The sequence below is a fragment of the Stenotrophomonas sp. STK17_22 genome, assembly GCF_051983905.1.
Classification (GTDB): Bacteria; Pseudomonadota; Gammaproteobacteria; order Xanthomonadales; family Xanthomonadaceae; genus Stenotrophomonas; species Stenotrophomonas maltophilia_A.
In genome coordinates this window covers 4,780,348-4,794,194 of record NZ_CP197010.1, presented here as the reverse complement: position 1 = coordinate 4,794,194, position 13,847 = coordinate 4,780,348, and the positions used below count along the sequence as shown (strand labels likewise).

Here is a 13,847-nt window from a genome sequence, read left to right as displayed (position 1 = left end):
CAAGCTCGATGCTACCGATGCTGTGCCAGGTAGCCCGTCAGCGCCACGCGCGCCCGGGCGAATTCGGCAACCAGCAGCGCCACCGCCACTGCGGGGCGCTGCAGGCTGCCACTACGGGCTTCGTGCTCGATCCGCTGCGCGATTGCCGACAGCGACAACGCCCCCACGTTCGCACTCGATGATTTAAGGCTGTGGGCGATTGCCTGCAGTCGCGGCTCGTCGCTGCTCTGCGCGGCCTGCTGCAGCTGCTGCACCATCGCCGGTGCATCCTCCAGGAACACCGAGACGATCTGGAGGGCGGTATCGCCGATCACCGCCTGCAGTTCGTCCAGCACATCACGGTCCAGCACCGGTTGCGTCACCGCTTGGCTTTTCGTCTCTTGTAGAGCCGGGCCATGCTCGGCTGGCGGGATTCCACTGGCCCCGGATGCTTCGCCGTCGAGCAAGCTCGACGCTACGACATCGCGTGATCGCTGCCCCCAGCGCTTCAACAGCGCATGCAAGGTGGCGCGCGCGATCGGCTTGGACAGGTAATCGTCCATGCCGGCCTGCAGGCAGCGTTCGCGGTCACCGGCCATGGCGTTGGCCGTCATCGCGATGATCGGCAACCGCGAGCGCCCGGTTTCCGTTTCTTCCGCACGCCAGCGGCGCGTGGCGGCGTAGCCGTCCAGCACCGGCATCTGGCAATCCATCAGCACCACGTCCACGCCGCCTTCGCGAAGGGCGGCCAGTGCCTGCTTGCCGTCGGCGGCGTTGCGCACCTCGCACTGGAACACGCGCAGCAGATGCTCGGCCACCATCCGGTTGACCGTGTTGTCTTCCACCAGCAGCACGCGCAGGTGCAATGGCGGCAGCGTCGGTGCGGGCAAGCCGTCTTCGGCATTGGCCAGCAGGGCGGCAGGGCGGGCAGGCGTGGCAGGCGCCGCCAGCAGTGCATGCAGGGCTGCATCATCGAAATGCGGGAGCAGCTGGCGTTGGCGCGGGCGTTGTGCAGGCGTGTCTTCCTGCAGCCACAGTACCTGCAGTGCATCATCGTCGCCGCGCTCGGCCAGCGCCTGCTGCAGCGTGACCTCGCCGTTGCGGCGGGTGCGGGAATCGACAATCAGCCATGCCGGTGCTGGTTGTCCGGGCCGCGCGGGAGCGCGCAGGCGCTCGACCACGGCATCCAGCTGTGCCAGCACCTGCACCTGCAGCCCATGGTGGGCGGCGATGCGCTCGATGCGTGCCTGCAGCGTTGCATCGGCGCTGAACAACAGTAGCGCTGCGGGGGCGCGCGCCATCGCAGGCAGGTCGCCGGGCACTTTCAGCAGCGGGATCTCGAACCAGAACGTTGCACCCTGGCCGTGCGTGGACTGCACGCCGATCTGCCCGTGCATCAGGTCGATGATGCGCTTGCAGATGGCCAGGCCCAGGCCGGTGCCACCGTAGATGCGCGTGGTCGAGGCATCGGCCTGGCTGAAGGACTGGAACAGGCGTGCCTGCAGTGCCTCATCGATGCCGATGCCGGTGTCGATGATCTCGAAGCGCAGCTGGTGCTGGGCCGCACCTTCGCCCAGGCGCTGCACGCGCAGCTGCACCTGGCCGCGGGCGGTGAACTTGATGGCGTTGGCCAGCAGGTTGCTCAGCACCTGGCGCAGGCGTACCGGGTCGCCGCGCACCGGCAGGCGCACCGATGGGTCAAGCTGCAGGGCCAGGGACAGGCCCTTGGCATCGGCGGCGCGCTGCATCAGCTGCACCACGCCATCGAGCAGGTCGCGCAGGTTGAAGCTGGTGATCTCCAGTTCCAGCGCCTGCGCTTCCAGCCGGGAGTAGTCGAGGATGTCGTCGACGATGCGCAGCAGCTGCTGTGAACTGGCCGAAGCGGTGGCCAGCATCTGCCGCTGGTCCTCACCCAGCGGCCCGCGCGCGATCAGCTCCAGCATCGGCAGGATGCCGTTGAGCGGCGTGCGGATCTCGTGGCTCATCGTGGCCAGGAACTCGCCCTTGGCCAGCACGGCCGCTTCGGCGGCCTGCTTGGCCTGCAGCAGCTGCTGTTCCAGCTGGCCCTGGCGTTCGGTGGTGCGGCGCAGCTGGTCGCGCTCGCTGGCCAGCGCGCTGTGCTCGCGCTGCAGCTGGGCCAGTGCCCGGTTGCGCGCGCGCAGGCGCAGGCCCAACAGCAGCAGTGCGACGGCCGCAGCAAGGGCAACCAGCAGCACGCCCCACAGCGGCACGTCAGAGCACCGCGTTGTGGAAGTCGAAATTCAGGTCACTGCCGGCCGACTGCACCATGTTGCCCTGGATGTAATCGACGCCGCCGACCCACATCGCTGCCGCGGCCTGCGGGTCCTCGATCTGCTGGCCGATGATCTGCAGCCCGGCGGCATGGGCCTGTTCGATCGCCTTGCGCAGTTCCTCGCGCGTGGCCGGGTTGGAATGGCTGCTGGAGAACCGCGCGGCCATGCGCACGAACGACAGCGGCAGCTGGGTCAGCAGTGCATCGGCTTCGCCGCTGGGTTCGAACTGGCTCAGGCAGAAGCGCACGCCGGCGCCGGCCATGCGCTGGCAGAACTGCTGCAGCGGCACGGTGTGGATCAGCGCGTCGGGCAGGCGCACGTCGATCACCAGTGCACTGCCGGGCAGGTCACGCTGCTGCAGCGATTCCAGCAGCCAGTCGCCAAAGGCATCGCGCTGCAGGGTGCGCAGCGACTGCGAAACGAACAGGTTCAGCGGTTGCGTTGCGTGCCGGTACAGGTCCAGCAGGCCCAGCGCATGGTCCATCACCTGCTGGTCGAGGTCGGCGATGCGGCCTGCCGCTTCGGCGGCAGGAATCACCTGGCCGGCCGCCAGCACCGTGCCGTCGGCCTGGCGCAGGCGCAGCAGCAGCTGGTACTGCGCGGTGTTGCCACCGGCGACAGCGACGATCGGCTGATAGGCCAGCTCCAGCTGGCCTTCCAGCAGTGCCAGGTGTTCCTGTTCGGTGACGGCCTGGCGATGCACGTGGCCCGCCACGCCGGCGCTGAGCAGGCGTGCCTGCAGGGTGGTGCGCTCGACCGCTTCCAGTGCAGCGTTGGCATCGTCGAAGCCCGGCGACAGCGGCGCGTAACCCACCACGCCGCGCAGATGCACCGATTCATCATCACGGATCACGAAGGCGCGTGCCGAGAGCTGCTCACGCAGGGTCGCGGCGATGCTTTCCAGGCTGTCTTCATCGGTATTGCGGGCCAGCAGCAGGAAGCTGTTGTCGTTCAGGCGTGCCAGCAGGTGCGGATGGCCGGCCTCGGCCAGGCGCTGCCCGGCCTGCACCATCAGGCGCTCAAAGGCGGCGTAGCCATAGCGTTCGCGCAGGCCCAGCGCGCTGGCCACTTCAATGAAGAACACGCCGCCCCGGTCGCGATGGGTGAGGGTGGCGTTGAGTTGCTGCAGCACGTGGTGACGTGTCGGCAGGCCGGTTTCCGGATTGCTGGTGGCCGGTGCGCCGGTAGCACCAGGCAGGGTCGCTGCCTGCGCACGTGCGCGGCGGATGCGGTTGGCCACGGCGGCGATCAGGTGGCGGGGGCGGATCGGCTTGCTCAGATAATCGTCGGCGCCGCTGTCGAGCACCTCGAACTGGCGTTCCGGGTCCGGATCGCCGCTCAGGAACACGATCGGCAGCAACTGCAGGCCAGGCTGCTGGCGGATCAGCGCGGTCAGGCGCATGCCGTCCAGGCCGGGCAGGTGCAGGTCCATCAGGATCAGGTCGGGCCGATGCTCCTTGATCGCCTGCAGCGCGCCGTCGGCATCGCTGTGCACGATCGCCTGCATGCCGGCGCCATGCAGCACGCTCTGTGCGAACAGGGCCTGCGCGCGGTCGTCCTCGACGATCAGCACGCGGTAGGGCGAATCGGAGGGCGGCGGCGCCTGGTCGTTGTTGCCAGCCTCGGCCAGCACGGCCGGGGCCGGCAACGGCGGCGGTGCGCTGCCGATCGATGCGGGTGCGTCGGAGGCGGCCAGCGGCGGAACCGCGGCCGGCGCTGCGGCGACCGCGCTCGCCGGTTCAGCGGTCCAGCGTTGCCAATGATCGGCCGGAGGGGTTTCAGCGCGTCCCGGGCGGGCGCCCGCGGGGGATTCGTTTGCGGCCATCGGTGCTCCTGGTGTTCGCGTCCATTATGCGACAAGCCCGGCGATCAACCGGTACCGGGCTGGCGTGGACTGTCGGGCGACGCACTGCGTGCCAGCCAGCGCACGCCCTTCCACAAGGTGCGCCAGACCAGCCACACCAGCAGCGCGCCGGCCAGGCTGCAGGCCAGCACCACGATCAGCGCGATCCACGGGTGTGCCAGGGCCAGGGCCAGGCCACCGACCACCACGGTGTCCTCGGCGGCGGAGGCCACCCAGTTGCTGGCAGGCTCGGGCGATGTATTGAGCAGGGCGCGGGTGCCGGCCTTCAGGCCATGGCTGGCCAGCGCGACACCGGCACCGGCAGCAAGTGCGCCGGTGCCCAGCTGCCCATCCGGCGACAGCGTGGCTGCGGCAAGGAAGGCACCTGCGGGTACGCGTGCCAGGGTCTGCACCAGATCCCACGCCGAGTCGACGCCGGGAATCTTGTCGGCGAAGAATTCGGTCACCGCCAGCGCTGCCGAGGTGCCCAGCACCCACCACGATTCCGTGGCCTGCAGGGCCGGCGGCAGGTCGACCCAGCCGAGCAGGCCGGCCAGGCCGACACCGAACACGGTGAGGTAGACGCGGATGCCGGCCAGCCAGGCCAGCAGGATGCCGATCACGAACAGGTGGGCTTCGGTCATGGCGATGCTCCGGCGACGGAACTGTGCAGGGGACCACACTATCGACGATGGCATGCCTGAACGCCACAGACGGTGGCTCGCCACTGCGCAGGAAACCCACCCGTCCTGTCATACACTAGCCCGTCGTTTGCCACAGGGGCCGTACCGGTGTCGCCCTCGCGATGCCCCGGAATCCACCCATGACCAACCGTCCTCCCATGCGCGTGCAGGTTCGCTTGCCCGGCGCGCCGCAACCGCCGGCCGACCGTCGCCGCCTGCTGGTGATCGGCGGCATCTGGCTGCTCAGCCTGGTGCTGGCCGTGCTGGGTGGCTGCTGGATGGCCACGCCGCGCGATGCACAGGGCCAGCGCCTGCAGGCCGCCGAGAAGCGCGCCGAGACGTTGCAGGCGCAGCTGACCGAACTGCGCCAGAAGCAGGCCACGCTGGAAGCCTCCGACCGCATCAGCCGCGCCGCCAACACCGAGGTGCAGTCCTCGCTGGCCGAACGCGATGAGGAAATCGCCGGCCTGCGTGCCGACGTTGCCTTCTATGAGCGCCTGGTGGGTTCGACCAGCCAGCGCAAGGGCCTGAACACCCATTCGATCGAGTTCAGCCCGGAAGCGGCCGGCACCTGGCAGTACACCGCCGTGCTGACACAGAACCTCAACCGCGGCGCCATCAGCCAGGGGCAGATGCGTTTCACCGTGGAAGGCGTCAAGAACGGCAAGCTGGCCACGATCAGCTGGGATGATCTGCACCAGCGCAGCAAGGTACCGGGACAGGATTACTCGTTCCGGTACTTCCAGCAGCTCACCGGCAGCGTGATGCTGCCGGCTGACTTCACCCCGCAACGCGTGCGGGTGACATTGGGGAGTGGTACGGGGGGTACCACCCAGGTATTCGACTGGAAACAGGCCGGTGCGCCGGCCGCCAAAGGGGAGTAGGCAGATGTTCGGAAGCAGCAAATCCAACCGTGAAGGCCAGCTGGTGGTGGATGCCCTGATCGGCAACCAGGTGGTGATCCGCGGTGATGTGGAATTCAGTGGTGGCCTGTATGTGGAAGGCCGCATCCATGGCAAGGTGATCGCCGCCGAAGGCGCCAGTGGCGCGACCCTGACGGTCGCCGAGCATGGCGTGATCGAAGGTGAGATCCGTGCCCAGGTGGTGGTCATCAGTGGACGCCTGGACGGCGACGTGCAGGCCACCGAGAAGGTCGAACTGACCCCGAGCGCGCGGGTCAATGGCAACGTCCATTACCAGGTGGTGGAGATGAATGCGGGTGCCCAGCTGAACGGCCGCCTGATCCATGCCAGCGCCCCGATGGCGGCCCTGCCGGCCCCGGAAGGTGATGAGGCCAATGGCGGCAAGGGTGACACCGCCGCGCGCCGCAAGCTGGCCGAGGCGATGGCTTGAAAGCCATCGTCGGCACCCCCATGCTGACACCATGAGCACGCTAGTCTCCCTGCCCGGCGCCACCCCGGTTGCCGCGCCCGATTACCAGTCGCTGGAGCGCCCGCTGAACTTCACCGAGTCGGCGGCCGCCAAGGTCAAATCCCTGATCCAGGAAGAGGGCAACCCCGACCTGGCCCTGCGCGTGTACATCGAAGGCGGTGGCTGTTCGGGCTTCCAGTACGGGTTCGAGTTCGACGAGAACCGTGCCGAGGATGACCTGGCGGTACAGACCAGCGGGGTGACCCTGCTGGTCGACCCGCTGAGCCTGCAGTACCTGATGGGCGCCGAGGTGGACTACACCGAGAGCCTGACCGGTGCCCAGTTCGTGATCCGCAACCCGAACGCCAAGACCACCTGCGGCTGCGGCAGCAGCTTCAGCATGTAAGAGGCCTGTGGCCGGAAGGTGCCAACCAAGGTTGGCACCTCTGTAGATCCACGCCATGCGTGGATGCTGTGCCTGCACGCCCACACCGGCAGATTGCGCACAGCGCCGAACTTGCCACCTGCATCGATTGGCGGCACGCTTGCCGGATGCCCAATACTCCTTCGCCGCTTTCCGGTTTCGCTTTCGTTGGCGAACCGCTGGAGCGCGCCGATGCCCTGCGCGAAGATGCCGATGCACTGGCGCGCCTGTGGCCGGGCGCGCGCATTCTCGTGCTCGATCAGGACGGCAGCGCCTTCACCGGCGATGACGACCAGCCGCTGGCGCTGACCGGCGCCGACATCGGCGGCGGCCCCGGTGCCGCGATCTTCCTTGGCCTGCGTGGCGAGCAGGCCTGGTTCTCGGTCGAAGCCGCCAACGTTACCGTCACGGCCCCGCGCCGCCTCGACCTGCGCCAGGCCGCACTGCTGTGGCCGATGGCCGATGCGACCGCCTTCAGTTATGCCCGCGGCATGTCCTACTGGCACTCGCGCACCCGCTTCTGCGGCGTGTGCGGCGGCGCCGTGGCGTTTGCCCGTGGTGGCTTCGTCGGCCGCTGCGGGCAGTGCGCCACCGAGCACTACCCGCGTGTCGATCCCGCCGTGATCGTCGCCGTGGAAAACCAGGGCCGGCTGCTGCTGGGCCGGCAGTCGAACTGGGCACCGCGGCGTTACTCGGTGCTGGCCGGCTTCGTCGAACCCGGCGAGACCTTCGAGCAGACCGTGGTGCGTGAAGTGCACGAGGAGAGCAAGGTACGGGTGACCGCCTGCCAGTACCTCGGTTCGCAGCCGTGGCCGTTCCCGGGCGCGCTGATGATCGGTTTCCGTGCACAGGCGCAGGATGACCTGCCGACCGTGGATGGCGAGCTGGAAGATGCGCGCTGGTTCAGTGCCGACGAGGTCGGCGCGGCACTGGCACGCGATGTGGAGGACGATGGCCAGGGCATCCGCCTGTCGCCGCCGATCTCGATTTCGCGCGGCCTGATCGAACACTGGTACCGGCAGCAGAAGGGCTGAGCGGGGCTGACGGTGGCGCCTGTATTGCCGCCACCTGAACACGGCCCGGGTTACAGTCCGGTTCACCGCTGAGGGCGCCGCTGCGACAGGTAAGGTAGCGACGCCGAGCGTTCTGTTTCGTAGGGAGACCTGCCATGTTCACCACTCTGGCCGCCGTGCTGGTGGCACTGGCCCTGGGCCATGTTGCCCCGGCCGCTGCCGCCTCGCTGCGCCGTTTCGACGGCTTCCGGCGTTGGCTGGGCTGGCTGGACGCGCGCGGTGGCAAGGCCTGGCAGGGACCGGCCGGCGTTGCCCTGGCACTGCTGCCGCCGCTGTTGCTGATGGCGCTGCTGGCGTGGCTGCTGCGTGGGGTGCTGTTCGGCCTGCCGTCGCTGCTGCTGGGCGTGGCGGTGCTGGTGTGGTGTTGGGGCCCGCGCGATCTGGACCGCGATATCGAAGCGATCATCGATGCCGATGACGCGGCGACGCGCCAGGCCGCGGTGCGTAACCTGCAGGCGGCCGGTGGCAGCCTGCGCGAGGACATTCCGTCACTGGTCGAGGCAACCGTGCTCAACGCCTTGCGGCGCTGGTTCGCGGTGCTGTTCTGGTTCCTGCTGCTGGGCCCGGCCGGTGCGCTGGGTTACCGGCTATTGGCGTTGATGGCGGAAAGCCCGATGCGCGCCCGCGTGCCGATGGAGCCGCTGGCGCTGGCGCAGCGCCTGCTGGGCTGGATCGAGTGGCCGGTGGCGCAGCTGATGGCATTTTCGATGGCGCTGGTGGGCAACTTCGATACGGCGTGGAAGGCTTGGCGCCAGGCCCACGGCGAGCGCCTGGCCGGCAACATCGGCTTCCTCGGCGCGGTGGCGCGGGCCAGCGTCAACGCCGAGCTGCGCGAGGATGCGCATGATTACACCGAGGCGGGGCTGTTGCCTGTGTGGCAGCGGTTGCCGGACCTGCGGGATGCGATGAGCCTGGTGTGGCGGATGCTGCTGCTGTGGCTGGCGATCCTCGCCCTGCTGGTGATTGCAGGCTGGGTGACGTAGTTGCTTTGCAGGGCTTGCAGCCCTGCACCTGCAGAGGCAACAGCAACAGCAACAGCAACAGCAGCTCTGGATTGGTGATGGTTGGGCGGGGCGGTGTGGGGCTGCAGGACACGCCGTAAACCCGTCCTGAAGTGACCCCCGGGAGTTGGACGCTAGATCCAACCCCGAGGGATACATGAACAAATACGACGCGCGTTTCAAACTGCAGGTCGCCAAAGAGGCCTGCAAGACCTCCACATCGGTCAAAGCCATTGCCCGTCGCCACGGCCTGGAGTTCTCCACGGTCAGGCGCTGGGTGGCGACCTATCGGCTGCATGGTTGGCGGGGATTTCATCGCCAGGCCCGGTCCTATGACCTCCCGTTCAAGCTGGCTGTCCTGGAGAAGATGAGCCAGGACGGCCTGTCCGGGCGCGAGGCCACCACCTACTTTCAAATTGGCGATGCCGGCGCGGTGGGGCGATGGCGGCGCCTGTATGCTCAAGGCGGTGCCCAAGCGTTGGCACCCCCTCCGCCGCCGCCCCGAAAGCCGATGAAGAAGACCCGTTCGTCCAAGCCGCCTGAAGATATGAGCCGCGATGAGCTGCTCAAGGAAGTCGCCTATCTGCGTGCGGAGACCGACTACCTAAAAAAACTCGATGCCTTGATCCGGGAAGAGCAGGCGGCGCAGGACGCAAAGCGCAAGCCGTCCAAGGATTGAGGCAGGTTCATACGCTGTCGCTTCTGCTCGAAGCAGCTGAGCTGTCACGCAGTACGTTCTATTACCAGAACCATGTCCTGGCCCATCCGGATCAGGATGAGGCAGCCCTGTGCGAGCGCATCCGTGCAATCTACGATCAAAGCCAAGGGCGCTATGGCTATCGCACGGTGACGCTGGAATTAGCCAATCAGGGCCATCGGACCAATCACAAGCGGGTTCAGCGCCTGATGGGGGAGATGGGGCTGAAATCGCGGGTGCGTGTGAAGCGCTACCAGGCCTTCAAGGGGGCGGCCAATGTTGTGGTTGGCAATGACCTCAATCGCCAGTTCCATGCAGAGCGGCCCAACCAGAAGTGGGTGACTGACGTGACCGAGTTCAAGGTGCAGGGCATGAAGCTATACCTGTCGCCGATCATGGACCTCTACAACGGCGAAATCGTGGCTTATCAGATCAAGCGTCGGCCCGTATTTGATCTGGTGGGTCAAATGCTGGAGGAGGCCATCAAGAAGCTTTCCCCGGATGAGCGCCCCATGATCCACTCCGACCAGGGCTGGCAGTACCAGCATGAAAACTACCGGCACATGCTGGAAAAGCACTCGTTGAAGCAAAGCATGTCCCGGCGCGGCAACTGCCTGGACAATGCGGCGATGGAGAGCTTCTTTGGAACGCTGAAGTCGGAGTTCTTCTACCTGAACAGCTTTGACAGCCTCGAGAGTCTGGAGGCTGGGCTGGTGGAATACATCCAGTACTACAACGAAGAACGCATCAAACTGAAACTGAAAGGTCTGAGCCCGGTAAAGTACCGGGAGCAGGCCCAATCGGCCGCCTGACCCCGTCCAAGTCTCGGGGGTCACTTCATCCTTGGGGGCTCGATGGCGCCATCCATGGCGCCAACGGTCCTGCAGCCCCACACCACCCCACCCCCGACAGTTTCCCGGCGGCTGTTGGTAGGTGTCGACCTTGGTCGACACGGTAGATCCACGCCATGCGTGGATGCAGAGCGAAGCGATCCGCTTGCGCTTTTGATCTTTTTTTCTTTTCCGTGGTGGACGCACACGGAAACTGTCCGTGGCCGGGTGGGTGGGCTGCGCAGGGGCGTGAGCCGCATGGGCCCGAGGCATGCCTCGGGCGGGTTGGGCAGGACGCCCAACCCTGGCCTTGCCGTGCGTGCAGGACTGCGCGCACGAGCAAGCGGCGACCGAGCTTACATGGACGTACTTGCAGCGCCCCCTGCGCAGCCCACCCACCCGGCCAACCCCAAGGCTTCTACCTTCAAACGCCGCCCACCCCGAGGGGCTGCGCCGTTGGCTGGAAACCTAGACCGGTGCCAGTGCGGTGAACGGTGCCCACGGCAGGTTGCGCAGCAGCGCATACCCGGGCAGCACCCAGAGCCAGAACACGGGATTGGCCAGCACCCGCATCAGCGGGTCGAGCGCACGCGGGCGGATGCCGGCGATGTTCAGCAGCATCAGCAGCAGGAACGGCAGGCTGATGACCAGCAGCGGGTTCATCGCCATCGCACCGGGAAGGTCGAAATGGACCAGGGAGTACAGGCAGCGCGTGCTGCCACAGCCCGGGCAGTACAGGCCGGTCAGCGCGTACAGCGGGCAGCTCGGCAGGGGATTGCCGGCGACATACGGATTGACGTTGCGCAGCACCACCGCGGCACCCACGGCCAGGCCGGCGGAAACCAGCAGCGGTGCCCAGCGGGCGAGTCGGGAACGAGCGGGAAGCGCGGACATGCAACAACGGATCCGGCGCAGGCGCCGGATCCGTCCAGGCGTATCAGTAGTTGCCGTTGCTCATCGCGCCCATGCCGCCGAGCACAACGAAGAACAGCACGTACAGCACGACCAGCACGACCCAGGCGATGGCCGACCACATGGCCCACTTCTTGGCCTTGGCGGCGGAGTCCTGGGCGCCGGCGATGTCGCCAGCGGCCAGCTTGCCGTTGACCTGGGCGGCGTAGACGATCGACACGATGCCGGCCGGCAGGCAGCAGAACAGGGTGCTCAGGATGGCCCAGACCAGATTGTTCGGGACCTGCGGAGTGGCGGTGTTCATGGGTTCAAGCTCCTTGATGGGTGGTGGTGGTGAATCATTGGTCGGAAAGAGCGCCCAGTACGGCCAAGCCGCCGAACAGCCCGAACCACAACAGCAACAGGACCGGCAGGGCCACGGCCGAAGCCACCGCCCACCAGCCCGCCTTGCGCGACGCGCTGTAGGCCCCTGGCAGGTCGCCGGCCGCGCGGCGGCCATCGACCTGGGAGGCATAGACGATCGACACCACGCCCAACGGCAGGCAGCAGAACAGCGTCGTCAGGATCGCCCAGACCAGATGGTTGGGGATGTAGACCGGACGGCTGAGCGGTGGTGGTTGATTCAAAGCGAGACTCCATTCCTTGGTGGCCGGCCATGATGAAACGGCCGGACCTCCCCCCTGTGGGTGCGTAATCTACCTCAACCCGCGTTGCATGTATGCGTTTACAGCCATGGCATGCCGTCTCCGCCACTGGACGCTGGCGTATGTGGAGAGGTCACTCGACCCGCCAGGCGGGCCGATTCCGTCAGGCGTGATCACCGCGCAGGGCCCGCACCTGGGCCTCCAGCACCGGTGCGCTGGTGCTGTGGCCATCCACGGCCGCTGCCGCCACCACCTCGACGGTGGCGCGGAAACGGCGCGGCACGCGCATGCGGCCCAGGCGGCTGTCGCGCCGGCTCCACATGCTCGACCACATGCCGCGCAGCGCCATCGGCACCACCGGCACCGGCCGCCGTTCGAGGATCTTCTCGACGCCGGACTTGAACGGTGCCATCGCGCCATCCTTGGTCAGCGCGCCTTCCGGGAAGATGCAGACCAGCTCGCCTTCGGCCAGCGCAGCGTCGATGTCATCGAACGCGCGCTGCATCAGCGCCGGGTCTTCGCGCGCACCGGCGATCGGGATCGCCTTGGCGGTCCGGAAGATCCAGCGCATCACCGGGATGTTGAAGATCTTGTAGTACATGACGAAGCGCACCGGGCGCGGGATCGTCGCCGACAGGATCAGTGCGTCCATGTAGCTGACATGGTTGCAGACCAGCAGCGCGGCGCCCTCGTCCGGCACGTTGGCCTCGATGCCGTGCGGGCGCAGGCGGTACAGGGTGCGCACCATCAACCAGCTGAGGAAGCGCATCAGAAATTCGGGGACGATGGTGAAGATGTAGATCGCCACCAGTGCGTTGGCGATGGCCAGCGCCAGGAACTGCTGCGGGATGGTCCAGTGCAGCAGCTTGTGCGCGGCCAGCGACAGCAGGGCTGCGCCGACGATGAAGCCGGAGTTCTGGATGTTCAGCGCCGCAAACACGCGCGACATCTGCGCCTTCGGCGTGCGGCTCTGGATCAGCGCGAACAGCGGCACCACGAAGATGCCGGTGAACAGGCCGATGCCGATCAGGTCGATGACGATGCGGATGCTGCCCAGCTGCTGCAGGAACGTCCCGATGGTCAGTCCGTGCACGGTCGCTTCGCCACTGCGGGCGAAATACAGGTCGAGCAGGAACGCGGTCATGCCGAACGCACCCAGCGGCACCAGGCCGATTTCCACCGTGCGCGCCGACAGCTTCTCGCACAGCAGCGAGCCGACGCCGGTGCCGACCGAGAACAGGGCGAGGGCGAACAGATACAGCTTGGGTTCGCCGCCGAGGTTGGCCAACGCGTAATTGGGCAGCTGCGAGGTCAGCACGGTACCGACGAACCAGAACCAGGATACCCCGAGGATGGCGTTGCGCACCGCCTTCTGCTGCCGTGCCATGCGCAGCACGACCCGCGACTCCGGCAAGGGGTTCCAGTTGATCTTCAGGCTCGGATCGCCGGCGTCGACCTTGGGAATCAGGCGCGCCGCGATGTTGCCGCAGATGGCCAGAGCGATCACCGCTGTGGCTGCCACGATCGGACCGTAGCTGCCCGCAAGCAGGAATACAGAGCCGCCGATGATCATGCCGGACAGGATCGAGATCGAAGTACCCATCTCGACCAGGCCGTTGCCGCCGGTCAGTTCCTCGGGTTTCAGCACCGAGGGCAGTACCGAGTACTTTACCGGGCCGAACAGGGTCGACTGCATGCCGGTACAGAACAGGGCGACCAGCAGGAACGGCAGGTTCTCGGTGATGAAACCGACAGCCGCCATCGACATGATCACGATCTCCATGGTGGTGGTGATCACGATCAGCCGCGATTTTTCCAGTTTGTCGGCGATCTGCCCGGCCAGCGCCGAGAACAGGAAGTACGGCAGGATGAAGATGGCTGGCGCCAGCGTGGTGTAAAGCGAACGCTGCTCCTCCGAAACGCCCAGATAGAACAACAGGCCGATGATCGCCTGCCGGTACACGTTGTCGTTGAACGCTCCGAGCGCCTGGACGACGAAGAACGGCAGGAAACGGCGCTGGCGCAGCAGGGCGAACTGGTTGTGACCGGACATGGAGCCTCCTTGACCGGCGCAGCCTAGCATTCCTGCCTATCCG

13 protein-coding genes are annotated in these 13,847 nt (G+C 66.9%); 6 read left to right on the top strand and 7 right to left on the bottom strand.

All coding sequences use genetic code 11. From position 1 onward, the window contains the following. Positions 1 to 11: 11 nt before the first annotated feature. The 3 genes from ACSYS9_RS22295 to ACSYS9_RS22285 are packed head-to-tail and all read right to left on the bottom strand — an operon-like array spanning position 12 to position 4,760. Positions 12 to 2,210 carry an ATP-binding protein gene (locus ACSYS9_RS22295; RefSeq protein WP_071229580.1) on the bottom strand — a complete coding sequence of 733 codons (2,199 nt, stop codon included), beginning with the start codon at positions 2,208 to 2,210 and terminating at the stop codon, positions 12 to 14. Position 2,211: 1 nt separating this feature from the next. After that, on the bottom strand, positions 2,212 to 4,098 hold the full coding sequence (locus ACSYS9_RS22290; RefSeq protein WP_049424052.1) for an EAL domain-containing protein: 1,887 nt from the start codon (positions 4,096 to 4,098) through the stop codon (positions 2,212 to 2,214). A gap of 44 nt (positions 4,099 to 4,142) precedes the next feature. Next, positions 4,143 to 4,760: a DUF4126 domain-containing protein gene (locus ACSYS9_RS22285; RefSeq protein ID WP_005411305.1), complete on the bottom strand. Its 618-nt coding sequence runs from the start codon at positions 4,758 to 4,760 to the stop codon at positions 4,143 to 4,145. A 179-nt stretch (positions 4,761 to 4,939) separates the two neighbouring features. On the opposite strand from ACSYS9_RS22285, the gene ACSYS9_RS22280 reads away from it, so the two are divergent. From ACSYS9_RS22280 to ACSYS9_RS22255, 6 genes are all read left to right on the top strand, one after another. Beyond that, entirely contained in the window at positions 4,940 to 5,683 is a 744-nt protein-coding gene (locus tag ACSYS9_RS22280) for a DUF6776 family protein (protein WP_019336613.1), read from the top strand. Between the two features lie 4 nt (positions 5,684 to 5,687). Beyond that, a complete protein-coding gene (locus ACSYS9_RS22275; protein WP_071229579.1) occupies positions 5,688 to 6,152 on the top strand; it encodes a bactofilin family protein in 465 nt (154 codons plus the stop codon). A gap of 31 nt (positions 6,153 to 6,183) precedes the next feature. Continuing rightward, positions 6,184 to 6,576: an iron-sulfur cluster insertion protein ErpA gene (gene erpA / locus ACSYS9_RS22270; protein ID WP_005419789.1), complete on the top strand. Its 393-nt coding sequence runs from the start codon at positions 6,184 to 6,186 to the stop codon at positions 6,574 to 6,576. Between the two features lie 146 nt (positions 6,577 to 6,722). Beyond that, positions 6,723 to 7,628: an NAD(+) diphosphatase gene (nudC, locus tag ACSYS9_RS22265; protein ID WP_071229578.1), complete on the top strand. Its 906-nt coding sequence runs from the start codon at positions 6,723 to 6,725 to the stop codon at positions 7,626 to 7,628. A gap of 134 nt (positions 7,629 to 7,762) precedes the next feature. Continuing rightward, on the top strand, positions 7,763 to 8,650 hold the full coding sequence (ampE, locus tag ACSYS9_RS22260) for a regulatory signaling modulator protein AmpE (protein ID WP_071229577.1): 888 nt from the start codon (positions 7,763 to 7,765) through the stop codon (positions 8,648 to 8,650). A 175-nt stretch (positions 8,651 to 8,825) separates the two neighbouring features. Continuing rightward, positions 8,826 to 10,177, top strand: a protein-coding gene (locus tag ACSYS9_RS22255; RefSeq protein WP_132809301.1) for an IS3-like element ISStma2 family transposase whose coding sequence is annotated in 2 segments (ribosomal slippage) — positions 8,826 to 9,273 and positions 9,273 to 10,177 — 1,353 coding nt in all. Because the reading frame shifts where the segments join, the coding sequence is not laid out codon by codon here. Positions 10,178 to 10,663: 486 nt separating this feature from the next. On the opposite strand, the gene ACSYS9_RS22250 is transcribed toward ACSYS9_RS22255, so the two are convergent. From ACSYS9_RS22250 to ACSYS9_RS22235, 4 genes are all read right to left on the bottom strand, one after another. Then, positions 10,664 to 11,089, bottom strand: coding sequence for a DUF2752 domain-containing protein (locus ACSYS9_RS22250; RefSeq protein ID WP_071229337.1), 426 nt, complete (start codon positions 11,087 to 11,089; stop codon positions 10,664 to 10,666). A 43-nt stretch (positions 11,090 to 11,132) separates the two neighbouring features. Then, a complete protein-coding gene (locus tag ACSYS9_RS22245; RefSeq protein WP_049401660.1) occupies positions 11,133 to 11,411 on the bottom strand; it encodes a CD225/dispanin family protein in 279 nt (92 codons plus the stop codon). A gap of 34 nt (positions 11,412 to 11,445) precedes the next feature. Further along, positions 11,446 to 11,733, bottom strand: coding sequence for a CD225/dispanin family protein (locus tag ACSYS9_RS22240; RefSeq protein WP_005419784.1), 288 nt, complete (start codon positions 11,731 to 11,733; stop codon positions 11,446 to 11,448). A gap of 181 nt (positions 11,734 to 11,914) precedes the next feature. After that, complete coding sequence (locus ACSYS9_RS22235; protein WP_071229338.1) at positions 11,915 to 13,804, bottom strand: MFS transporter; 1,890 nt, start codon at positions 13,802 to 13,804, stop codon at positions 11,915 to 11,917. Positions 13,805 to 13,847 lie beyond the last annotated feature (43 nt).

Bases quoted from the DNA above. Each gene is read 5' to 3' on its own strand.
- ACSYS9_RS22280 (WP_019336613.1), top strand. From the start codon at position 4,940: ATGACCAACCGTCCTCCCATGCGCGTGCAGGTTCGCTTGCCCGGCGCG.
- ACSYS9_RS22275 (WP_071229579.1), top strand. From the start codon at position 5,688: ATGTTCGGAAGCAGCAAATCCAACCGTGAAGGCCAGCTGGTGGTGGAT.
- ACSYS9_RS22250 (WP_071229337.1), bottom strand. From the start codon at position 11,089: ATGTCCGCGCTTCCCGCTCGTTCCCGACTCGCCCGCTGGGCACCGCTG.
- nudC (WP_071229578.1), top strand. From the start codon at position 6,723: ATGCCCAATACTCCTTCGCCGCTTTCCGGTTTCGCTTTCGTTGGCGAA.
- ACSYS9_RS22285 (WP_005411305.1), bottom strand. From the start codon at position 4,760: ATGACCGAAGCCCACCTGTTCGTGATCGGCATCCTGCTGGCCTGGCTG.
- erpA (WP_005419789.1), top strand. From the start codon at position 6,184: ATGAGCACGCTAGTCTCCCTGCCCGGCGCCACCCCGGTTGCCGCGCCC.
- ACSYS9_RS22245 (WP_049401660.1), bottom strand. From the start codon at position 11,411: ATGAACACCGCCACTCCGCAGGTCCCGAACAATCTGGTCTGGGCCATC.
- ACSYS9_RS22290 (WP_049424052.1), bottom strand. From the start codon at position 4,098: ATGGCCGCAAACGAATCCCCCGCGGGCGCCCGCCCGGGACGCGCTGAA.
- ampE (WP_071229577.1), top strand. From the start codon at position 7,763: ATGTTCACCACTCTGGCCGCCGTGCTGGTGGCACTGGCCCTGGGCCAT.
- ACSYS9_RS22235 (WP_071229338.1), bottom strand. From the start codon at position 13,804: ATGTCCGGTCACAACCAGTTCGCCCTGCTGCGCCAGCGCCGTTTCCTG.